General features: G+C 70.9%; 20 protein-coding genes. 2 read left to right on the forward strand and 18 right to left on the reverse strand.

Annotated features, from left to right (window positions below; translation table 11 throughout):
- Positions 1-190: 190 nt before the first annotated feature.
- The 12 genes from ftsY to fakA all read right to left on the reverse strand — a co-directional run bounded on the left by ftsY (position 191) and on the right by fakA (position 14330).
- Positions 191-1351, reverse strand: a complete 1161-nt coding sequence (gene ftsY, locus Aph01nite_RS26265) for a signal recognition particle-docking protein FtsY (RefSeq protein WP_204043660.1) — start codon at positions 1349-1351, stop codon at positions 191-193.
- Between the two features lie 36 nt (positions 1352-1387).
- The gene (locus Aph01nite_RS26270) at positions 1388-4813 is read right to left on the reverse strand and encodes a chromosome segregation SMC family protein (RefSeq protein WP_204043661.1); all 3426 of its coding nucleotides are present in this window, start codon (positions 4811-4813) and stop codon (positions 1388-1390) included.
- A 903-nt stretch (positions 4814-5716) separates the two neighbouring features.
- Complete coding sequence (locus tag Aph01nite_RS26275) at positions 5717-5911, reverse strand: hypothetical protein (protein WP_155336276.1); 195 nt, start codon at positions 5909-5911, stop codon at positions 5717-5719.
- A 189-nt stretch (positions 5912-6100) separates the two neighbouring features.
- Positions 6101-6370, reverse strand: coding sequence for an acylphosphatase (locus Aph01nite_RS26280; RefSeq protein WP_204043662.1), 270 nt, complete (start codon positions 6368-6370; stop codon positions 6101-6103).
- 55 nt (positions 6371-6425) lie between these two features.
- The gene (gene mutM, locus Aph01nite_RS26285) at positions 6426-7298 is read right to left on the reverse strand and encodes a bifunctional DNA-formamidopyrimidine glycosylase/DNA-(apurinic or apyrimidinic site) lyase (RefSeq protein WP_204043663.1); all 873 of its coding nucleotides are present in this window, start codon (positions 7296-7298) and stop codon (positions 6426-6428) included.
- 13 nt (positions 7299-7311) lie between these two features.
- The gene (gene rnc / locus Aph01nite_RS26290) at positions 7312-8049 is read right to left on the reverse strand and encodes a ribonuclease III (protein ID WP_204043664.1); all 738 of its coding nucleotides are present in this window, start codon (positions 8047-8049) and stop codon (positions 7312-7314) included.
- 264 nt (positions 8050-8313) lie between these two features.
- Positions 8314-8493, reverse strand: a complete 180-nt coding sequence (gene rpmF / locus Aph01nite_RS26295) for a 50S ribosomal protein L32 (protein WP_204043665.1) — start codon at positions 8491-8493, stop codon at positions 8314-8316.
- A gap of 1 nt (position 8494) precedes the next feature.
- On the reverse strand, positions 8495-9052 hold the full coding sequence (locus Aph01nite_RS26300; RefSeq protein WP_204043666.1) for a YceD family protein: 558 nt from the start codon (positions 9050-9052) through the stop codon (positions 8495-8497).
- 98 nt (positions 9053-9150) lie between these two features.
- Complete coding sequence (gene coaD, locus Aph01nite_RS26305) at positions 9151-9627, reverse strand: pantetheine-phosphate adenylyltransferase (RefSeq protein WP_204043667.1); 477 nt, start codon at positions 9625-9627, stop codon at positions 9151-9153.
- Positions 9628-9648: 21 nt separating this feature from the next.
- Entirely contained in the window at positions 9649-10203 is a 555-nt protein-coding gene (gene rsmD, locus Aph01nite_RS26310; protein ID WP_204043668.1) for a 16S rRNA (guanine(966)-N(2))-methyltransferase RsmD, read from the reverse strand.
- 350 nt (positions 10204-10553) lie between these two features.
- Positions 10554-12728, reverse strand: coding sequence for an ATP-dependent DNA helicase RecG (gene recG / locus Aph01nite_RS26315; protein ID WP_204043669.1), 2175 nt, complete (start codon positions 12726-12728; stop codon positions 10554-10556).
- Positions 12729-12761: 33 nt separating this feature from the next.
- The gene (gene fakA, locus Aph01nite_RS26320; RefSeq protein WP_204043670.1) at positions 12762-14330 is read right to left on the reverse strand and encodes a DAK2 domain-containing protein; all 1569 of its coding nucleotides are present in this window, start codon (positions 14328-14330) and stop codon (positions 12762-12764) included.
- Positions 14331-14536: 206 nt separating this feature from the next.
- Here fakA and rpmB point away from each other — a divergent pair, with 206 nt between their 5' ends.
- Entirely contained in the window at positions 14537-14722 is a 186-nt protein-coding gene (rpmB, locus tag Aph01nite_RS26325; protein ID WP_155336401.1) for a 50S ribosomal protein L28, read from the forward strand.
- A gap of 51 nt (positions 14723-14773) precedes the next feature.
- Here the strand turns inward: rpmB and thiD are convergent, their stop codons facing one another.
- From thiD to Aph01nite_RS26355, 6 genes are all read right to left on the reverse strand, one after another.
- Positions 14774-15589, reverse strand: a complete 816-nt coding sequence (thiD, locus tag Aph01nite_RS26330) for a bifunctional hydroxymethylpyrimidine kinase/phosphomethylpyrimidine kinase (RefSeq protein ID WP_204043671.1) — start codon at positions 15587-15589, stop codon at positions 14774-14776.
- Positions 15590-15651: 62 nt separating this feature from the next.
- Positions 15652-15876 (reverse strand): DUF397 domain-containing protein, encoded by a 225-nt coding sequence (locus Aph01nite_RS26335; protein WP_204043672.1) that lies wholly within the window; start codon positions 15874-15876, stop codon positions 15652-15654.
- Between the two features lie 20 nt (positions 15877-15896).
- Positions 15897-16751: a helix-turn-helix domain-containing protein gene (locus tag Aph01nite_RS26340; protein WP_204043673.1), complete on the reverse strand. Its 855-nt coding sequence runs from the start codon at positions 16749-16751 to the stop codon at positions 15897-15899.
- Positions 16752-16969: 218 nt separating this feature from the next.
- Positions 16970-17866: an ADP-ribosylglycohydrolase family protein gene (locus Aph01nite_RS26345; RefSeq protein WP_204043674.1), complete on the reverse strand. Its 897-nt coding sequence runs from the start codon at positions 17864-17866 to the stop codon at positions 16970-16972.
- Between the two features lie 2 nt (positions 17867-17868).
- Positions 17869-19032 (reverse strand): hypothetical protein, encoded by a 1164-nt coding sequence (locus tag Aph01nite_RS26350; RefSeq protein ID WP_204043675.1) that lies wholly within the window; start codon positions 19030-19032, stop codon positions 17869-17871.
- A 72-nt stretch (positions 19033-19104) separates the two neighbouring features.
- Positions 19105-20049, reverse strand: coding sequence for a thiamine-phosphate kinase (locus Aph01nite_RS26355; protein WP_204043700.1), 945 nt, complete (start codon positions 20047-20049; stop codon positions 19105-19107).
- A gap of 64 nt (positions 20050-20113) precedes the next feature.
- On the opposite strand from Aph01nite_RS26355, the gene Aph01nite_RS26360 reads away from it, so the two are divergent.
- A complete protein-coding gene (locus Aph01nite_RS26360) occupies positions 20114-20347 on the forward strand; it encodes an Lrp/AsnC ligand binding domain-containing protein (protein WP_204043676.1) in 234 nt (77 codons plus the stop codon).
- Positions 20348-20351 lie beyond the last annotated feature (4 nt).

Raw genomic sequence — 20351 nt, forward strand, 5'->3', positions numbered from 1 at the left:
GGCACTGCCGGTGAGCTTGACCGGGCCTGGCTTGTGAACGATGACCTTCTTCATCAAACGAGCCTTCCAGAAGATTTCGGGACTCGCCAATGTCAACACAACCGAGAAGGAATTAACAATAGCTTGGCCGGTAATAGACATTTCCCGATAAATGCACTTAATTAGCTATTCAGTCACCCAGAAGCTTCGGTCAGGCCTCACCCAGAAGCGCGTCCACGAAGACCTCGGGGTCGAAGGGGGCCAGGTCGTCGGGGCCTTCGCCGAGGCCGGCCAGCTTGACCGGAACACCGAGCTCGCGCTGGACCGAGATGACGATGCCGCCCTTCGCGGTGCCGTCCAATTTGGTGAGCGCGATACCGGTGATGTTCACCACTTCGGCGAATACCTGGGCCTGGCGCATGCCGTTCTGGCCCGTCGTCGCGTCCAGCACCAGCAGGACCTCGTCCACCTGGGCCCGCTTCTCGATCACCCGCTTCACCTTGCCCAGCTCGTCCATGAGGCCGGTCTTGGTGTGCAGGCGGCCGGCCGTGTCCACGATCACCACGTCCGCCTTGTCGGAGATGCCGCGCGAGACCGCGTCGAACGCGACCGAGGCCGGGTCGCCGCCCTCGGGGCCGCGCACCACCGGCGCGCCCACGCGGTCGCCCCAGGTCTGCAGCTGGTCGGCGGCGGCGGCCCGGAAGGTGTCGGCCGCGCCGAGCACCACGCTCTTGCCGTCCCCGATCAGCGACCGGGCCAGCTTGCCGGTGGTGGTGGTCTTGCCGGTGCCGTTCACGCCCACCACCAGCAGCACCGCCGGGCGCTCCCCCGGCGCCGAGGTGTGCAGGGTCCGGTCCAGGCCGGGGTTGATCTGGGTGAGCAGCTGCTCGCGCAGCAGCCCCCGCACCTCCTTCGGCGTGCGGGAGCCCAGCACCTTCACCTTCGTGCGCAGCTCCTCGACCATGGCCCGGGTGGGCGCCACGCCCACGTCCGCGGTGATCAGGGTCTCCTCGATCTCGTCCCAGACCTCGTCGTCCAGCCGGTCCCGGGAGAGCAGCTCGAGCAGGCCCTTGCCGAGCGTGGTCTGCGAACGGGCCAGCCGCGCGCGCAGCCGGACCATGCGTCCCGCCGACGGCGGGGGGACCTCGACCTCCGGCGGCTTGACCAGCTCCTCCACCGGAGGCGCGGGAGGCGCCAGGGTCGCGGTCGCCGTGCCGCCGCCCTGCTCCTCCTCCTCGCCGCCCCCGCCCGCCGGCGGGGTGTCCACCGGGGGAAGCTTCTTGGCCGACGGCCGGAACATGAAGAAAAGACCGCCGGCCGCCAGCAACGCGGCCAGGATCACGACAATGCTGATGACCAGGTAACCATCCACACCGGTCAGTTTTCCAGATAACGCCTGGGGACGGGGTCAGGCGTGCTCGCGCAGGCGCTGGCTGACCACCTGGGTGACGCCGTCCCCGCGCATGGACACCCCGTACAGCGCGTCGGCGATCTCCATCGTGCGCTTCTGGTGGGTGATCACGATCAGCTGGGAGCTCTGCCTGAGCTCCTCGAACAGGGTCAGCAGGCGCTGGGTGTTGGTGTCGTCCAGGGCGGCCTCCACCTCGTCCATCACGTAGAACGGGGACGGGCGGGCCTTGAAGATGGAGATCAGGAAGGCCACCGCGGTCAGCGAGCGCTCGCCGCCGGACAGCAGCGACAGCCGCTTCACCTTCTTGCCCGGCGGGCGGGCCTCCACCTCCACGCCGGTGGTCAGCATGTCGCTGGGGTCGGTCAGCAGCAGACGGCCCTCGCCGCCGGGGAAGACCCGCTCGAAGATCTGCGAGAACTCGCGCTGCACGTCGTCGTAGGCGGCCGAGAACACCTGCTCCACCCGGTCGTCCACCTCCTTGACCACGAGCAGCAGGTCCCGCCGGGTCTTCTTGAGGTCCTCCAGCTGGGAGGTGAGGAAGGTGTGGCGCTCCTCCAGGGCGGCGAACTCCTCCAGGGCGAGCGGGTTGACCTTGCCCAGCTGGGCCATCTGCTTGTCGGCGGCGCGGGCGCGCTTCTCCTGCTCGGCCCGGACGTACGGGATGGGCGGGTCGCCGGGGACCTCGGCCGTGGGGCCGTACTCGGCGATGAGGGCGTCGGTCTCGACGCCGTACTCCTCCATGGCGCGCTCCTGGAGCTGCTCCAGCCGCAGGCGCTGCTCGGTCCTGGCCACCTCGCTGCCGTGCACCCGGTTGACCAGCTTGTCCAGCTCTGTTCCGAGCTCCCTGACCCGGAGGCGCACCGTCTTCAGCTCGGCGTCCACGGCCTCGCGGACCGTCTCGGCCTCGTCCCGCTCGGTGGCGGCGCGGGTCAGCGAGGTCTCCAGCGCGCGCAGCGCCGTCTGGGCGCCCTTGACCACGGAGGCGGCCACCTTGGCCTGGACCCGCCTGCGTTCCCGCTGGGCGGCGGCCCTGGCCCGGTCCTCGCGCTCCCGCCGGGCCGCGCGCAGCAGCCCGTCGGCGCGGCCCGCGATCCCGCGCACCCGTTCCTCGGCCGTCCGCACCGTCAGCCTGGCCTCCATCTCCACCTGGCGGGTGACGCCGCAGGCCGCGGCCAGCTCGTCGCGCAGCTCGGTGGTCGGCTCGGCCTCCAGCTCGCCCGCGTACTCCTCCTCGGCCAGCCGCTCCTCCAGCTCGGCGATCCCGGCGCGCGCGACCTCCCTGGCCTCCTCAGCCCCCTGTACGGCAGCCGCCAGCCGCTCGCCCTCGTCCCTGGCCGCCTTGACCGCCGCCTCCAGCCGGGCCAGCTGCTTGGCCGCGTCCGCCAGCCGCTGATCGGCAGCCCGCTGCCGTCCGCGCACCCGGTCGAGCGCCGCCTGCGCCGCGTCCAGACCGCCCCGCGCCGAGTTGACCCCGTTCTGGGCCACGGTGACACCGGTCTGCGCCTCGCTCACCCGCGCCTGCGCGGCCTCCACCGCCTCCCTGGCCGCCCCCTCCGCCTGGATGGCTTCCGCCAGGATCTCGGCGTTCTCCTCGGCGGTGACGGCGGCGGCGCGCAGGTCGCCGACGGCCTGCTCCAAGGCGGCCCTGACCTGCCAGGTCGAGTTGTCGGCCGAACCGGTGCCGGTGAGCGCGCCGAAGACCGCGCCGGGGCCCAGCACGGCGGCCAGGTCGGGGCGTTCCGAGGACAGCCGCTCGGCGGTGGCCACGTCCTTGGCCAGCAGCACCGGGCGCGGCGGGCCTGGCAGCTCGCCGGTCACCCATTCCAGCTCGCCGTCGCCGGAAAGGCTCAGCTCCAGGGCGTCGCGGCGGGCGGTCAGGGCGCTCAGGGCGCGCTGGGCGTCCTGGTCGGCGGCGCGAGCCGTACCGACCTGGGAGGAGGCGGCGGCCAGGGCGGCGCGGGGGGCCGCGACGGCGGACTTGGCCTCCTCGACCAGGGCCTTCGCCTGCTCCACGATCTCGCGGGCGGCCTCCACCTGGGCCCGGGCCAGCGCCACGCCCTCCTCGGCGCTCGCCAGCTCGGCGGCCAGCCCCGCGTCGGTGGCGGGTTCGCTCAGCTCCTGGGCGTCGTGGTCGGCCTGCGCCTGCTCGGCCCGCTCGCGGGCGTCGTCGAGGGCCTTGGCGAGCCGGCCGATCTCCTCCTCGGCGGCGCGCGCCCGGCTCCTGGCCGAGTCCACCTGGCCGCGCAGCCGGGCCAGCGCCTCCCGGCGGTCGGCGGCGGCCCTGGCCAGCGCGGCCAGCCTGCGCTCCTCCGCCGCCAGCGACTCCTCGGCCTCGCCCCTGGACTCCACCGCGACGGCCAGCCGCTCCTGCGCCTCCGCCAGCGCCTCCTGCAGCTCCCGCTCCTGCTCCCTGACCTCGGCCGCCTCGCGCTCGAACTCCTCCGGGTCACGGCCCCGGCGCTCGATCGACGCCGCGTCGGCCGCGTTGCGCTCCCGTTCGGCCGCCAGGCTCTCCACGCCCCGCAGCCGCTCCCGCAGGGCCGACAGCCGGTAGAACGTCTCCTGCGCCGCCGTCAGCCTCGGCTGCGCCTCGTTGGCGGCGCCCTCCAGCGCGGCCTCCCGCTCCTGGCCCTCCGCGTGCTCCCGCTCCACCTGCGCCCGCCTGGCCTGTACGGCGGCCTCGTCCTCGGCCTCCCGCTGGAGCGTGTCCCGCAACGTCACCACGTCGTCGGCGAGCAGCCGGAGGCGGGCGTCGCGCAGGTCGGCCTGGATCACGGCCGCCTTTCGGGCGATCTCGGCCTGCCGGCCCAGGGGCTTCAGCTGGCGTCGTAACTCGGTCGCCAGGTCCTGGACGCGGGTCAGGTTGGCCTGCATGGCGTCCAGCTTGCGGAGCGCCTTCTCTTTGCGTTTGCGGTGCTTGAGGACTCCGGCGGCCTCTTCGATAAACGCCCTGCGCTCCTCGGGGCCGGCGTGGAGGACCTGGTCGAGCTGGCCCTGGCCGACGATGACGTGCATCTCCCGGCCGATTCCCGAGTCGGACAGCAGTTCCTGGATGTCCAGCAGCCGGCAGGTGTCGCCGTTGATCGCGTACTCGCTCTGGCCCGACCGGAACATCAGCCGGCTGATCGTCACCTCGGTGTAGTCGATCGGGAGCGCGCCGTCGCTGTTGTCGATGGTCAGCGTGACCTCGGCCCGTCCCAGCGGCGGTCGCGACGACGTTCCCGCGAAGATGACGTCTTCCATCTTCCCGCCGCGCAGCGACTTGGCGCTGTGCTCCCCCATCACCCACGCCAGCGCGTCCACCACGTTGGACTTACCGGACCCGTTCGGACCCACCACACAGGTGATCCCCGGCTCGAATCTCAACGCGGTAGCCGAAGCGAACGACTTGAACCCACGCAGCGTCAGGGTCTTCAGGTACAACTCCCGACCCCCTCACTGCCACCCACTCCCGGGGAAGACTACCGCCTGCGACCTCCCCCTGACCGACCCTTCCGACCGGCCACCGTCCCTTACCCTCTACGACCACCCCAAACGAACCACTCGCCACCTGACTCGCCCCGCGCTGAACCCCAAGGAATCACGTAACGGTGGATCTCCCACCCACCCTGTTCGCGCTCGCGCACAGCCGGCCACGCACCCCTACCCCGACGCGCGGCCACCGGTTCCGATGGCCCATGCCTCCGCCGACTCCCCTGTTGCCGCACCCGGTTGCCGTCGTTCATGCCTCCGGCGGCGGCACGGTTACTGCCCCACCCACCCACCCTTTCTTCCGCTGCGCGGCGGTCTCCCCGGCCCCGAGAGGCCTGGCGAAGCCCTGGAAGGGGCCCGGGGGAAGCCCCGGAACGAAGGGTGGGCGGGTGGGAAAACCACGCGCAACCCGAAACCAGAGCCCCAAACGGGAGGCCCAGGGCGAAGCCGCAGAACGAAGGGCGACGGGATGGCTGAGTCGGCAACCCAGGGCCAAGACCCCAGACCGGGAGGCGGAGCGAAGACCCAGACGGGGGCCGGGGCGAAGCCCCGGAACGGAGGGTGGGCGGGTGGGGGAACCACGCGCAACCCGAGGCGAGACCCAAGTGGGCAACCCGGGGTGAGGCCCTCAATCCGGGAGGCGGGGTGAAGGCTTGGAGACGGGGAGGGATGGGTGTGAGAACTGTCACATGGGGGGTGGGGGGAATATTTTTGATAGTTGGTCTGGGGGGTGTAAAGGGGTGTCAAGGGAAACACAAGGTGGCCGGAACATTGCTGCGAATGTCCGGCCAAATGACAAGGGACGCCCTTTCGAGGCGCCCCTGACAATTTTCATCCGTGTTGTGACCCGGCCTCTCAGGTGAGAGCCGGCTCGCGATCCTGCAGCCTAACCAGAGCCTCATCACGAGTTTGCGCCGCGAGCGCATCGTTCTGTGCCTGGAGTCGGGTGAGTTCTGCCTCCAGGTCACGGATGCGCTGCTGGAGGCGACGCATTTCCGAGACCATACGAGGGTCAGGACCGCCGACGTGGCCGAGTAGAGCCTTCGCCATGGTAAAGGGTCCTCCACGCTGAGTGACCAGACTGGTTCGCGCACTTCGAGCCGCGGGAGGGGTGCGCGTGGTTCTTCTCAAGAGTCGCACCGGCCGCGGAAGCGGTCAAGTTGAACGCTTCACAATGAGCTTCCGGTGGACACTGTCGACATGTAAATATACCTCATTTGGGTGGTTTAAGGGAAGGGGCTATCGCTCCACAAAGCCGACAACTGTCCCTTTCGGATCACTCCATCGCTCTATCACACCCGTGACCTGCCCGGGCGTGTCCCCCCCACTTAACAGGTCAAGTAACGCGGCGCAAGATTCCCGTGGCCCTTCGGCCACAACCTCAACCCGGCCGTCCGCTAGGTTGAGCGCCCACCCCTGGAGACCGAGCTCCAACGCCCGGGCACGCACCCACCAGCGGAAGCCGACTCCCTGAACCCGGCCCCGCACCCACACCGTCAATCTCACCACGACCGCACCCCAACAGCAGCCTTCTCAAGTATGGCACTGCCTCCGAGAAGCACCCTCACCACCTGCCGTTTCGCGGCCTAGGCTGACATTTCGGGCAGCTGTAGCTGGACCTGTTCATGAACGCGTCCCGCCGGACCGGCGCCCCGCACCGCGGACAGGGCTCGTCCCGCCGCCCGTACACGGCGAGTGACCGGTCGAAGTAGCCGCTCTCCCCGTTGACGTTGACGTAGAGCCGGTCGAAGGACGTCCCGCCCTCGCCCAGCGCCTCGGTCATCACCGACCGAGCCGCAGCGAGCAGCTCGGCCACCTTCTTGCCGGTCAGCGTCTCGGTCGGCCGGGCCCAGTGCAGCCGGGCCCGCCAGAGCGCCTCGTCGGCGTAGATGTTCCCGACCCCGCTGATCAGCGACTGGTCGAGCAGCGCCCGTTTCACCCCGGTCTGCCGCCGCCGGATCTTGATGGCGAACTCGGCGTCGTCGAAGGACTCCTCGAACGGGTCGGGGGCGATGTGCGCGATCGGCTCGGGGACCGTGCGCGAAGGCCGTACCGACAAGGGGGAGACCAGCAGGTGGCCGAACGTGCGCTGGTCGACGAAGCGGAGTTCGGGGCCGCCGTCGGCGAAGCCGATGCGGACCCGCAGGTGCTTCTCGGCCGGCTCCTTCGGCTCGATCATGAGGAGCTGCCCGCTCATGCCCAGGTGCGCCATGAGCGCGTCCTCGACCGGCGAACCGGCGTCCTGGAGCGGCAGCCACAGGTACTTGCCCCGCCGCTCCGCCGACACGACCGTCCGGCCGACCAGCAGATCCGCGAGGTCACCCGTGTTCCGCCGGACGGCGCGGGGATGCAGCACCTCGGCCGAGGCGATCTCCCGCCCGGCCACCCAGGTTTCCAGCCCGCGCCGGACGACCTCTACCTCCGGCAATTCCGGCATGCGCGCTCCTGTGTCACGTCCGGCCGACGGCCGCTTCCCGGGCGTCGCGCACGGCGCGGATCGCCGTCCAGGCGGCCTCGGCCGCCTGCTGCTCGGCTTCCTTCTTGCTGCGGCCGGCGCCGGTCCCGTACTCCTGGCCCCCGACCCGTACGGTCGCCACGAACGACTTGGCGTGGTCGGGCCCGCTCTCGTCGACGTGGTACTCGGGCACGCCGAGCATCTCCGAGGCGGTCAGCTCCTGCAGCGACGTCTTCCAGTCCAGCCCCGCGCCGAGCGAGGCGGACCGCTTGATCAGCGGGTCGAACAGCAGGTGCACGACCCGGAACGCCTCCTCCAGGCCCTTGTCCACGTAGACCGTGCCGATCAGGGCCTCCAGCGTGTCGGCCAGGATCGAGGACTTGTCCCGCCCGCCGGTGCCCTCCTCGCCGCGGCCGAGCCGCAGGAAGCGGCCCAGGTCGAGCGTGCGGGCCACGTCGGCCAGCGCCCGCATGTTGACCACGGCGGCGCGCAGCTTGGCCAGCTGCCCCTCGGGCAGGTCGGGGTGGCCGCGGAACAGGGTGTCGGTGACGACCAGGCCGAGCACCGAGTCGCCCAGGAACTCCAGCCGCTCGTTGGTGGGCAGGCCGCCGTTCTCGTACGCGTATGACCGGTGGGTCAGCGCCCGCTCCAGGATGTCGGTGCTGAGCCTGACCTCCAGCACCCGCTCCAGCTCGTCACGGACGGCTTCAACGGCGACGGGCTTCCCGTTCATGATGTTCCTCCTCGTGCATGGCAACGCCGAAGCACGGTGGCAGGTGGATCATCTTGACGAAGCCCGAAGGCGTGGTGGGCGTCGGGTACGCACCCGGCGTCCACCACGGCCGCGGGCGAGCCGCCACCGCACGCGCTCATTCGAAGCGCTTGTGAAGCAAGGTAACGCCGACCGGGCCGTTTGACGACCCGATCGGCGCCTCAATCCCCAAAACCCGGGCGCGTTCCGCGATCACGGAACGCGCGCGGACCGCTGTGCGCGCGTTCAGGCCTTCGGCTCGATGACCTGACGGCGGTTGTAGGTGCCGCACTCGGGGCACGCGATGTGCGGGCGCTTCGGCGAGCGGCACTGGGGGCAGCTCACGAGCGCGACCGCGGTCGTCTTCCACTGGGACCTGCGGGCGCGGGTGTTGCTCCGCGACATCTTCCGCTTGGGAACGGCCACGTCAGGCCTCCTGATCGTCTTCGTTGTCGTCTATTTTCAGACCCTGCAGCGACGCCCACCGGCTGTCCACCCGCTCGTGCCCGTGGTCGGGGCCGGCTTCCGCCAGCTTGACCCCGCACTCCGAGCAGAGCCCGGGGCAGTCCTCGCCGCACACCGGGCTCAGCGGCAGCGCGAGCACCACCGCGTCACGGAACGTCGGTTCCAGGTCGAGCAGTTCGCCGTCGAGGAGCGAGTCGTCCTCGCCGGCGTCCTCCGCCGAGTAGAAGAAGAGCTCCTGGAACGAGACCTCGATTTCCGAGGTCACCGGGTCCAGGCAGCGCGAGCACTCCCCGCTGAGCGGAGCGCTCGCCGTGCCCGTCACGAGCACGCCCTCCATGACCGCCTCAAGCCGGAGATCCAGCTCGACATCGGCGTCCTTGGGAACACCGATCATGCCGACCGCGAGATCCACCGGTGCCGGGAGCGTCGGACTCGTCTTGCGCATCGACCCCGGTCGCCGCCCCAGATCGTGAGTTGAGATCACCCAAGGGGCTCGGGGGTCGAGGCTGTGCAGACTCATCCTGCTTTCCACTGAGGCATGGCGAAACCCGCCGTCATACAAGGCCAGACGCTAACGATACCAGCTGTTAAACGCCCCCACGGCCGACTAACCGCCGACTAACCGCGCAGCCTCTCGACCAGCAGCCGGAGGACCAGGTCGGGGACGAGGCCGGAGACGTCGCCGCCGTAGCGGGCGATCTCCTTGAGGCGGCTGGAGGACAGGAAGGAGTACTCCGGGTTGGTGGACATGAAGAGGGTCTCCACGCCCGACATGCGGTAGTTCAGCTGGGCCATCTGGAGTTCGTAGTCGAAGTCGCTGACCGCGCGCAGGCCCTTGACGATGGTCGGGATGCCCTGCTGCTTGGCGAAGTCGACGAGGAGCCCGTGGAACTTCTCCACCCGGACGTTGCCGTACTCCTTGGTGACCTCCTGGAGCATCTCGATGCGTTCTTCGACGGTGAAGAGGCTCTTCTTCTCGATATTGATCAAGACGGCCACGACGACCTCGTCGTAGAGCCGGGAGGTCCGGCCGATGATGTCAAGATGACCGTTGGTGACGGGGTCAAATGACCCCGGGCAGACTACTCGGCGCACCACACACCCCTTAGATCAGCATCATTCGGCGTGACCGTACCAAACGGTCGCTTCACCGTAACGACGGGCCTTGGCCTCCTCGAATCCGGGGGGCCATCGAAGATCCTTCCCCCTCGTCTCGCGCTCGACGGCGACCAACGCGCCGGGGGCCAGCCACCCGTTGTCGCGCAGCGCCAGCAGCACCTCGGCCACCGTCTCGTCCCGCACCACGTACGGCGGGTCCGCGAACACGAAGTCGTACGGCTCCGCGCACGGCTGCGCCACGACCCGCTCCACCCGGTCGGCCCGCAGCACCGCCCCCGGCAGCCCGAGGGCGGCGATGTTCTCGCGGATGGTTCTGGCGGCCTTGGCGTCCGACTCGACGAGCAGCGCGTGCGACGCGCCGCGGCTCAGCGATTCCAGCCCGACGGCGCCCGACCCCGCGTACAGGTCGAGGACCCGTTCCGGCACTCCGAGCAGCGAGCCGACGGTGGCGAAAAGCCCTTCCCTGGCGCGGTCGCTGGTCGGGCGGGTGCCCTTCCCCGGCGGCACGGCCAGCCTGCGCCCGCCCGCGCTTCCTGCGATGACCCTGGTCATCCGCCCATTATCCCTGGTCAAGAGTGAGTAAGGGGTGGCGAGAAATAGGTAAGGGTGATTCCCTCCACCCGCGCCTACCTGCAATATGGGTCTTGCGGCCTTCACGGTGACCCAGGGGAAGGCCGGCCGGTGTGATCGTGAGCCCTTCCGCACGCCGGCGCCCTCGGCACCTGACCCGAGGGTGGGCCCAGCCGGGGACGGCATTCGGGGGGAGGCCGTCCCAAGGCTGGGCCCTGGGTCATTTTGACGCCCAGGGCCCCTCCCGGCTCCCCTGCTCAACGCGATTGCTCCCAGACCTACGCCGATTCGAGACCACGATCTCCCGGCGATCGCCCGGTGATCTCCCGGCTTCAGGTCTTCTCCAGGTACTCCGAGCGCTCGTCGGTGACGAGCGTGTCCAGTTCCGCCTTCAGCTGCGGATGGGATTCCAGCAGCGGGTCCCCGGTAAGCAGGATGAGCGCCTCCTCGCGGGCGGCCTCGATGACGTCCTCGTCGCGGAGCAGCTGGAGCATGCGCAGCGACGACTTCCGCCCGGACTGCGCCGCGCCCAGGACGTCGCCCTCGCGGCGCTGTTCGAGGTCCACGCGGGAGAGCTCGAACCCGTCCAGGGTGTGCGCGACCGCGTCCAGCCGCAGCCGGGCGGGGGTGTCGGGCACGGACTCGCTGACCAGGAGGCAGAGGCCGGGCAGCCCGCCCCGGCCGACCCGCCCGCGCAGCTGATGCAGCTGGGAGACCCCGAAGCGGTCCGCGTCCATGATCACCATGACGGAGGCGTTGGGCACGTCCACGCCCACCTCGATGACGGTGGTGGCCACCAGCACGTCGGTCTCGCCCCGGGCGAAGGAGCGCATGATCGCGTCCTTCTCCTCCGGCGGCAGCTTGCCGTGGAGCACGGCCACCCGCAGCCCGTGCAGGGGGCCGTCGGCGAGCAGGCCGGCGACCTCCACCACGGCCAGCGGGGGCCGGCGCTCCGGTTCCTCCTTGGCGTCCTCCTTGACGAGGTCGCCCTCGTCACCCTCCTGGTCGCCGATGCGCGGGCACACGATGTACGCCTGCCGCCCCAGCCCGACCTCCTCCCGGATGCGCTCCCACGTGCGCTCCAGGTAGTGCGGCTTCTCGGCGGCCGGCACCACATGCGTGGTGATCGGCGCCCGCCCCGACGGCAGCTGGCTGAGCGTGGACACCTCCAGGTCCCCGAAGACGGTCATGGCCACCGTGCGCGGGATCGGCGTGGCGGTCATCACCAGCACGTGCGGCCGCCCGCCCTGGGACTTCTCCCGAAGCGCGTCCCGCTGCTCCACGCCGAACCGGTGCTGCTCGTCCACGACCACCAGGCCCAGGTCGGCGAACTGCACCTTGTCCTGGAGCAGCGCGTGGGTGCCCACCACGATGCCGGCCGCCCCGGAGGCCGCGTCCAGCAGGTTGGAGCGCCGGGCCGCCGCGCCCATGGAACCGGTCAGCAGGGCCACGCCGGTCCCGCCGAACATGCCGCCGCCGGCCAGGTCGCCGAGCATGGCCACGATGGAGCGGTGGTGCTGCTGGGCCAGGACCTCGGTCGGGGCGAGCAGCGCCGCCTGCCCGCCGGAGTCCACCACCTGCAGCATGGCCCGCAGCGCCACCACGGTCTTGCCCGCGCCGACCTCGCCCTGCAGCAGCCGGTGCATGGGATGCTCGCTGGCCAGGTCGGCGGAGATCTCCTCGCCCACCTCGCGCTGCCCGTCGGTCAGCCGGAACGGCAGCCGCGCGTCGAAGTCGGCGAGCATGCCGCCGGCTCGGCCGGGCCGCGCCGTGGCGGGCCACTGCGCCGCCGCGATCCTGCGCTGCGCCAGCACGGCCTGGAGCAGGAACGCCTCGTCGAACTTGAGCCGCTTCCTCGCCCGCGCGATGTCGCCGTGGTCCCGCGGGCGGTGGATGGCCTTCAGCGCGTCCGTCAGCCCCGGCAGGCCCAGCCTCCTGCGCAGTTCCACCGGGAGCGGATCGTCGAGTTCGAGCACGTCCAGGACGGTCCGCACCGCGCGCTGGATCTTCCAGGTGGCCAGGTTCTGGGCGGACGGGTAGATCGGCACCGGCGCGGTGCTGAACTCCTCGGCGGTCTCCTCGTCCTCGGTCACGTAGTCCGGGTGCGTGAGCGACCGCCGCTTCACCCCGGACGGCGTGCTAAACACGTTGACCTTGCCGGAGAAGGTGGCCTCGGTGCCGGGCAGCAGCCGCTGCTCGGCCACATACGCGCCCTTGCCGAAGAAGGCCAGCCGCAGCCGGTCCTTCCCGTCGGTCACCTCGACGTCGAGCCAGGTGCCCTGCCGGTTCTTCATCGGCCGCCGCTGCACGGCCGAGACGCGCCCGACCACGGTGACGTGGTCGTCATGCTCCAGCGAGGCGATCGGCGTCAGCTCGCCGCGCTCGGCATAGCGCCGCGGGTAGTGGCGCAGCAGCTCGCCCACCGTGCTGATGCCCAGCGCGCTCTCCAGCGGCGCGGCCGTCTTGTCCCCCACCGCGAGCTTCAACGGCTCATCGAACCTGGTCACGTCAACCAGTTCTACCGCGCGTGGGCGACATATTCATTCGACCCCGATGAGCAGCGGATAGCCGCCCTGCCCACCGGCGTAGTGGATCACCTCGATATCCGGGCGAACCGCGTCCAAATGCCCCTGGACCGCCTCGGCCAGCGTGTCCCCCTCCGCCCCGGAGACCAGCGTCACCAGCTCGCTGCCGCCGGACACCAGCCGGTCGGCGACCTCGATCGCGACCTCGGCGAGAGCCGTACCGATCAGGGCGACGTCGCCGTCCACCACGCCCAGCACGTCCCCGGGACGGCACAGGCCGGCGCTGGTCATCGCCTCCCGGTTGGCCACCCACACGTGCCCGTGCCGGGTGTGCCCCGCCGCGTCCGTCATGGCCACCACGTCGTCGTCGAACCGCCGCGCCGGATCGTGGACGGCCAGCGCCGCCAGCCCCTGCACCGACGCCCTGGTCGGCAGCACGCTGACCGTCGAGCCCTCCTCGCGGGCGATCTCGGCCGCCGCCGCGGCGACCGCGCGGACCCCGCTGTCGTTGGGCAGCACGACCACCTCGGCCCCCGCCTCCCTGATCGCCGCCAGTACGGCCGCCAGCGGCGGGCTCGACCCGGGATCCCTGCGCACCACCACGGCCCCGGACTCCCGGAACAGCGCCGCCAGCCCGTCACCCGCCGCCACCGCGACGACCCCGCGCCCCCGGCCGGTCTCGGGCGCCCGCCCGCCGAGATACGTCACCTTGATCCGGTACGGCCGTCCGGCCGCCAAGCCCGCCTCGATCGCCGCCCCGGCGTCGTCCACGTGCACGTGCACGTTCCACAGGCCGTCCCCGCCGATGATCACCAGCGAGTCGCCGAGCCCGTCCAGCTCCGCCCGGAGGCCCTCGACCGCGTCCTCCCCGCCGTCGAGGAGGTACATGACCTCGTATCCGGGATATCCGGGCTGGTCGTCCGAGGGTCGTACATCGATCGTGGAGGTGGGGGCGGGCACGTCGTGGTGATCGGTGTAGGCGCCGGTGACCACCTCGGCCAGCGCCTCCAGGATGATCGTCAGCCCCGCGCCGCCCGCGTCCACGACGCCGTTGCGGGCGAGCACCTCCAGCTGGCCCGTGGTCCGCAGCAGCGCCTGGCGTGCGGATCTGGCGGCGGCGCCGGCCACCTCGCCGAGGTCGCCGGGCAGGCCGCGCACCGCGTCGGCCACGGCCGCGAGCACGCTCAGCACGGTTCCCTCGACCGGGCGGGACACCGCCGACCTGGCCAGTTCCGCGGCTCGCAGCAGACCGTCCCGGACGTCCGCGCCCCGGCCCTCGGCCGCGCGCAGGACCTCGGCCAGGCCCCGGACGGCCTGGCTGACGATCACGCCCGAGTTGCCCCGCGCGCCGAGCAGGGCTCCCCGCGCCAGGGCCGCCCAGGTCTGGTCGGCGTCCGCGCCGGCGGGCAGGCCGGCCAGGGCCTCCGCCGCGGCCAGCATGGTCAGGTGCAGGTTCGTGCCGGTGTCGCCGTCGGGCACCGGGAACACGTTCAGGGCGTCGATCTCCGCCCGGGCCCGGCCCAGCGTGTCGGCGGAACGCCGTACCCAGCCGCGGACCGCGGGCGGGTCGAGCACCTCCAGCATTGACCGGCTCCCAGGGTCGCGCGCGGGCCAACCGGCGTCCAGACGCTTCCCATGCGCTACCGTTGGCAGGTACGAGGTTATCCCGTCCCGCCGCGCCTCCGTTTCGCGTGCATGGGCGGATATCCGGTATCCTCGTGTGGCCAGCCGGTTGTCCCGGCATGCTCGGATGAGCTGATCTAAGACTTGATCCTGAAGGAGCGATGACCGTGGCTTCCGTCTGCGACATCTGCGCTAAGAAGCCGATTTTCGGCAACAACGTCTCCCACTCGCACCGCCGTACCCGGCGCAACTGGAAGCCGAACATCCAGACTGTCCGCGCGACGGTCAACGGAACGCCGAAGCGGCTCAACGTGTGCACCTCCTGCATCAAGGCAGGCAAGGTCACCCGCTAGCACCCGCGGCCTGGAAACCCGTCACCCTGAGGTGACGGGTTTCGCTTTGTTTCAGCCGCGAGCGCGCCACGACCAGGCGTGGTCCACGGGGCCGATGCCGGCGCCCAGCGGGAACCCGTTCGCGATCGCCCCGGTGACGTACGCCTTGGCCAGCTCCACCGCGCGGGGCACGTCCTCGCCGCGGGCCAGGTAGGACGCGATGGCGGAGGCCAGCGTGCATCCCGTGCCGTGGGTGTGGCGGTTGTCCAGGCGTTCGGCCCGGTACCGGTGTTCGACGACGCCGTCGGTGAGCAGGTCGACCGGCTCCCCGGGAAGATGCCCGCCCTTGATGAGCGCCCAGCGCGGCCCGAGTCCGAGGACCGCGTCGGCGGCGCGGCGCAGGTCGTCCTCGCCCTCCACCTTCACCCCGGTGAGCTGCTCGACCTCCCACAGGTTCGGGGTGACCACGGTGGCCGTCGGCAGCAAGCGGGACTTCACCGTGCCCACCGCCTCGGGCGCGAGCAGCGAGTCACCGTGTTTGGAGACTCCGACCGGGTCCACCACCACCGGCGCGGCCACGCCCGCGAGCACGTCGGCCACGGTCTCCACCAGGACCGGGGACGCCAGCATGCCGGTCTTCACCGCCTGCGCCCCGATGTCCCCCAGCACCGAGTCCAGCTGGGCCCGTACGGCCTCGGGCGGCAGCTCCCAGTAGCCCTGCACGCCCACCGAGTTCTGCGCGGTCACCGCCGCCACCACGCTCATACCGTGCACGCCGAGCGCCAGCATCGTCTTCAGGTCGGCCTGGATGCCGGCGCCCCCGCCGGAGTCGGAGCCGGCGACGGTCAGAACGCGGGGAGGGACCAGTGGGGAAAGTGGAGGAGTCATACGACCATCCAACCAGCCGTACCCCCCGTCGACTCCGCCCGCCGCCGCCCGCCGCCCGCCGGTCAGGCGAAGAAGTCGAACTCGCCGTTCTTGACGCCCCCGACGAAGGCCTCCCACTCGGCCCGGGTGTAGATGATCACTCCCCGGTCCCGGTGGCGGCTGTGCCGTACCGCCACGCGGCCTGTGCCGTCCGCCAGTGGGCCCGCCTCAACGCACTGTCCGCCGCCGCTTGAGCTCTCCGTGCTGACATGCCACGTGACGACCCCAAGGTCCTCCGTCGCCCTCATGCCGAGTCCCTCCGTGTCCCCTACCCAAAGCGCCTCGCGGCGTTCCGGATGAAGTTTCCAGATTCGACCGGCGGAAGCGCTTTTGTATGGAGAGAATCATATGCCTGCATAAATTTACGGGTATTGTCCGCTTCTGCGTAGAGAGCGCCGCCGCGGGTTTCGGCATAGGCCACATCGGGATAAGGGTCCGGCATATCGAAGATCTGGAATCCGCCTTCGGGGCTCGCGTGCGCGCCGGCGCTGAACGGGATGATCCGAACCGTCACATCGGGCCGTTCCGAAACCGCGGCGAGTCGCCTCAGCTGGGCGAACATCACGCGGGCTCCGCCGATCGCGCGGTGCAGCACCGACTCGTCGAGGATTATTTCGAGGCGGGGATGCGGATCGGATTCGAGCATTCTTTGCCGGGCCATCCTGAACTCCAGCCATTGCTGAATGCGTTCCGGATGGGCGTCCACGTCCGTTGTCGTAATGACCGCGGAAGCGTACGCGCGGGTCTGAAACAGGCCCGGGATGACCATCGGCTCGAAGACGCGGATTCGCTCGGCCCGGGACTCCAGCCAGGCGCGGTCGAGCATGCCACCCAGGGCCTCCGGGGTGTAGCCGTCCCACCAGCCCGTATGCCAGACCTCGCGGCTGAGGCGCTCCATGCCCTCGCGTTTGCTCTCGTCGTTGATGCCGTACAGGTTGAGCAGGGCGATCACGTCGGGGGTACGGGCGGGCACCAGGCCGCCCTCGATGCGGCTGATGGTGGCGGGGTCGCGCTGGATGTATTCGCCGGCGTCGCGCAGGGTGAGTTTCGCCGCTTCACGCAGTTCCCTGAGCTGTTTGCCCAGCCACTGCGTACGCAGCGTCGGACCTCGTCTGCCGGCCATGGGGGACCGCCCTTTCTTCAATTGCAACCCCAAGTCGTGCGGCGAATCCGGACGCGACCGGACTCGTAATCATGCAAGCTTGCAGGGCACCGGATCTGACGTCCGGGCATCATGCCGCTTAGCATTCTCCGCAAAACGGAAAGGCGTCGCGACCATTTCGGCCTGCTCCGTTTCGCATATTCTCAAGTCACGGGAAGAGGGCCGTATTGCCCTTGCGGTCACAGTGCCGATTTCGGTATGGACAAACCACGCAATTCGGCCAATCGGCCGGCGAGGCGCGCTACTTCCTGCTCTTCGGGGAACAAAACGCGAGACCACCACGGGGGTGGCGGCTGGTCCGGAACACCTCCGAGAATTCCGCCGGCAATGGCGGCGACCGTGTCGGTGTCGCCGCCCAGGCCGACCGCGTGGACCAGAGCGGTGGCGAGATCGGTCGAGTCGCGGACGACGTGGACGACGGCGGCGATCGTCGGCGCGGCCTGGGTCGGGATGCCACCGGGCGGCGGGGTCCAGGTTCCCGAGGCCGCCTGCCTGACGGCCTCGAACTCGGGCAGTCCGAGATGCTCGGCTTCCTCGACGGCGGCGGCGAGGATCCGGTCCGGGTCCTCAAGAGCCCAGGTGGCCATGGCGGTGACGATCGAGGCCGCGCCGATGGCCACCGGATGCGTGTGGGTGCCCCGGGAGAGCTCCCGTACCAGGGCGCGGCGGCGGACGGGGTCGCCGGGCGGGACCATCCAGCCGACGGGGGCCATGCGCATCGCGGCCCCGTTCGTGGCGCGCCCGGGTTCGGAGGGCAGCCGCCCGGTCGCGGTGAACTCCTCGACGGCCCGGCGGGTGGTGGAGCCGATCCCGCGCATGTCCCCGGCCTCGGCGGCGAGGCGGCGCATGAACTCGGGGGCCGCCGGGCTGCCCGCCGTGTCGGCGAGCAGCCGGGCGACGATCATCATCTGGGCGGTGTCGTCGGAGGTGGTCCCGCTCGGCCAGCGCCCGGCGGGCAGCTCGAACAGCCGGTCCCGATCGACCTGGGCGGGTGGTGCGGTCTCCCAGGGCACTCCCAGCGCGTCCCCCGCCGCCAGCCCGCGGATCGCCGATCCGATCTGCCGCGCGACGGTCATGCTCAGATCGTGGGGGGCGCGGCGATCATGCATTCGCCGCCGGTCAGCTCGCAGCCGTCCGGGGAGACGGGCGAGCCGGTGGCGATCAGCTCCACCACGAGCTCCTCACCGGCCGGCAGCGGCGCGATCGAGGTGAGGACGAGCCTGTCTCCCTGGATCTCCCACTGGGCGCCCTCGACGGTGAGGATCTCCCCGCCGACCGGCAGGCTCACCCGCAGGTCCGAGACGTCCTCGGTCCCGCCGAGCAGGACGATGCGCGCCTGGTAGCCGTCGGAGTCCTCCTGCGTCACCTCGAAGGAGAGCGTCACGTCCGGCGACGCCGCCCGCAGCGCGGCCCGCTCGGGCGGCGGGTCGTTGCCGATCGGCCCCGCCCCCTCCTCCAGGCCGGTCTCGTCGTCGGTGATGACCGGCTCGTCGTCCGCGGTGGGCGTGGCCGACCGCTTCGGTTTGGGCGACGCCGTACGGCTGGGCGTGGGCTTGGCCTGCACGACCGAGGGAGTGGGCTCGGTCTGGGGCTTGGGCTTCGCCTTGGGTGGTGTCGACGAAGGGGTGTCCTCGGGCGTGGCGACATCGGTCGTCAGCGGGGACACCGGCTGCGAGGGAGCCGGGGCCGCCCCGCAGGATCCGGGCTCGCACGTGGCCGCCGGCGGCTCCAGGACCAGGCTCGTACGGTCCCCGGCCAGCCGCACTCCCGCGAACGTGAGCCCCACCGCCACCAGCACCGACAGCCCGGACATCAACGCGGCCCGCCCGAACCGCCCACGGGCGCCGGGCTCGCTGAACCCCTCGGGCCCGCCGGCGAACTCCACGGCGGCGACTCCGGGCGAGGCGTCCGGCCAGCGGTAGCTGATCTCCGTCTGGGGCGCAGGCTCCGGCTCGGCGGGGCGCGGCCGCTTGGCCGGCAGGTCCCAGCGGTAGGCCGGGTGCACGACCGGCTGGTCCTCATCGGCGGGCGGCGCGGCGTCCTCGGGCCAGCGGTAGGTGAGCTCGGGCGTCCGCCCGGTCAGGTGCCCGAGCCACCGGTCGAAGCCGTCCGGCGAGTCGGGAGATTCCGGAGTTCCAGGGGAAAAGTGGTGCTCAGCTGTGGCGTCCGCGGACGTGCGCGAATCGTCGGCATCGGGGCTGTCCCCATCACCGCTATCTCGTCCAGTCCTGTGACGACCCATGTACGGTCCTTCCTGTTGGGCGACCGTGTTACTTCATAACAGATCTAAAACGCCTTTGTCACAAATTTCACATCATCCCCTGAAGTGATCCCAGCCCCCGGGGGCCTCCGCACGGCCCTTGACCTGCACGCCGTGGCCTGCCGCGACTGCTCCGACGACCCGCCACGGAGGCGGAAGGCGTACCTCGGGAGGGAAGGCGGCGGCGAGGGCGTGGTCGTCGCCGCCGGTCAGGATCCAGTCCAGCGGATCGGCGCCCACCTGGCGGGCCGCGTCGGCGAGCGGCGCGGACACCGGGAAACCGCCGGGATCCAGGATCACGGCGACGCCGCTGGCGGCGGCCACGTGCCCGAGGTCCTGCACCAGGCCGTCGCTGACGTCCACCATCGCCGTCGCGCGCAGCGCCGCCGCGCGCGGCCCCTGCTCGTACGGCGGCTCCGGTCGCCGGTGCGCCAGCAGCAACTCCGCGAAGGCGTCCGAAACAGCACCCGCGGAGAGCAGCGCGAGCCCGGCCGCCGCGTGCCCGAGCCGCCCGGCCACGGCCACCTGATCGCCGGGACTGGCCCCGGAGCGCGTGACCGGAGCGATCCCGCCGAGATCCCCCAGCGCCGTCACGCCCAGGACGATCGTGTCGGACTTGGCGATGTCGCCACCCGCGACGCCGGCGCCCACGAGGGCGCACTCGTCGCGGAAGCCGTCGCTCAGCGCGTCCAGCCACTCGACCGTGGTGTCGGCGGGCATGCCGAGCCCCACGAACAGCCCTGTGGGCGTCGCTCCCATGGCCATGATGTCGGAAAGATTCTGCGCTGCCGCTTTACGACCGATTTCATACCCACTGGACCAATCGCGGCGGAAGTGTCTACCCTCAAGAAGCAGATCCGTCGTCACGACCACGCGCCTGTCGGGCGCAGCCAGGACCGCGGCGTCGTCCCCGGGGCCGAGCAGCACCGACGCACTGTGGGACAGACGTCCCGCAATCCGGCTAACTACACCGAATTCGCCTAGTTCTCCGACTGTGATGTCACACCTCCTGGTGTTCGGGGTACGTTGACCTTTCGGTGGTGATCAATCCCGGGAGGACCTGATGGTGCAGGCCTACATCCTTATTCAGACCGAGGTCGGCAAGGCCGCCGCTGTGGCGGACGCGATCGCCAAGATCCCCGGTGTCACGCAAGCCGAAGACGTCACCGGTCCGTACGACGTGATCGTCCGGGCGGAGGCGCGCAACGTGGACGAGCTGGGCAAGCTCGTGGTGGCGCAGATCCAGGCCGTACGGGGCATCACCCGTACTCTGACGTGCCCGATCGTCCATATTTGAGATT

Source organism: Acrocarpospora phusangensis, assembly GCF_016862995.1.
Taxonomy (GTDB): Bacteria; Actinomycetota; Actinomycetes; order Streptosporangiales; family Streptosporangiaceae; genus Acrocarpospora; species Acrocarpospora phusangensis.

What these genes read in the sequence shown, in the direction of transcription:
- Aph01nite_RS26275 (WP_155336276.1), bottom strand. Translation starts at nt 5,911, where the DNA reads ATGGCGAAGGCTCTACTCGGCCACGTCGGCGGTCCTGACCCTCGTATG.
- mutM (WP_204043663.1), bottom strand. Translation starts at nt 7,298, where the DNA reads ATGCCGGAATTGCCGGAGGTAGAGGTCGTCCGGCGCGGGCTGGAAACC.
- rnc (WP_204043664.1), bottom strand. Translation starts at nt 8,049, where the DNA reads ATGAACGGGAAGCCCGTCGCCGTTGAAGCCGTCCGTGACGAGCTGGAG.
- Aph01nite_RS26300 (WP_204043666.1), bottom strand. Translation starts at nt 9,052, where the DNA reads ATGAGTCTGCACAGCCTCGACCCCCGAGCCCCTTGGGTGATCTCAACT.
- rsmD (WP_204043668.1), bottom strand. Translation starts at nt 10,203, where the DNA reads ATGACCAGGGTCATCGCAGGAAGCGCGGGCGGGCGCAGGCTGGCCGTG.
- fakA (WP_204043670.1), bottom strand. Translation starts at nt 14,330, where the DNA reads ATGCTGGAGGTGCTCGACCCGCCCGCGGTCCGCGGCTGGGTACGGCGT.
- thiD (WP_204043671.1), bottom strand. Translation starts at nt 15,589, where the DNA reads ATGACTCCTCCACTTTCCCCACTGGTCCCTCCCCGCGTTCTGACCGTC.
- Aph01nite_RS26335 (WP_204043672.1), bottom strand. Translation starts at nt 15,876, where the DNA reads ATGAGGGCGACGGAGGACCTTGGGGTCGTCACGTGGCATGTCAGCACG.
- Aph01nite_RS26340 (WP_204043673.1), bottom strand. Translation starts at nt 16,751, where the DNA reads ATGGCCGGCAGACGAGGTCCGACGCTGCGTACGCAGTGGCTGGGCAAA.
- Aph01nite_RS26345 (WP_204043674.1), bottom strand. Translation starts at nt 17,866, where the DNA reads ATGACCGTCGCGCGGCAGATCGGATCGGCGATCCGCGGGCTGGCGGCG.
- Aph01nite_RS26350 (WP_204043675.1), bottom strand. Translation starts at nt 19,032, where the DNA reads ATGGGTCGTCACAGGACTGGACGAGATAGCGGTGATGGGGACAGCCCC.
- Aph01nite_RS26360 (WP_204043676.1), top strand. Translation starts at nt 20,114, where the DNA reads ATGGTGCAGGCCTACATCCTTATTCAGACCGAGGTCGGCAAGGCCGCC.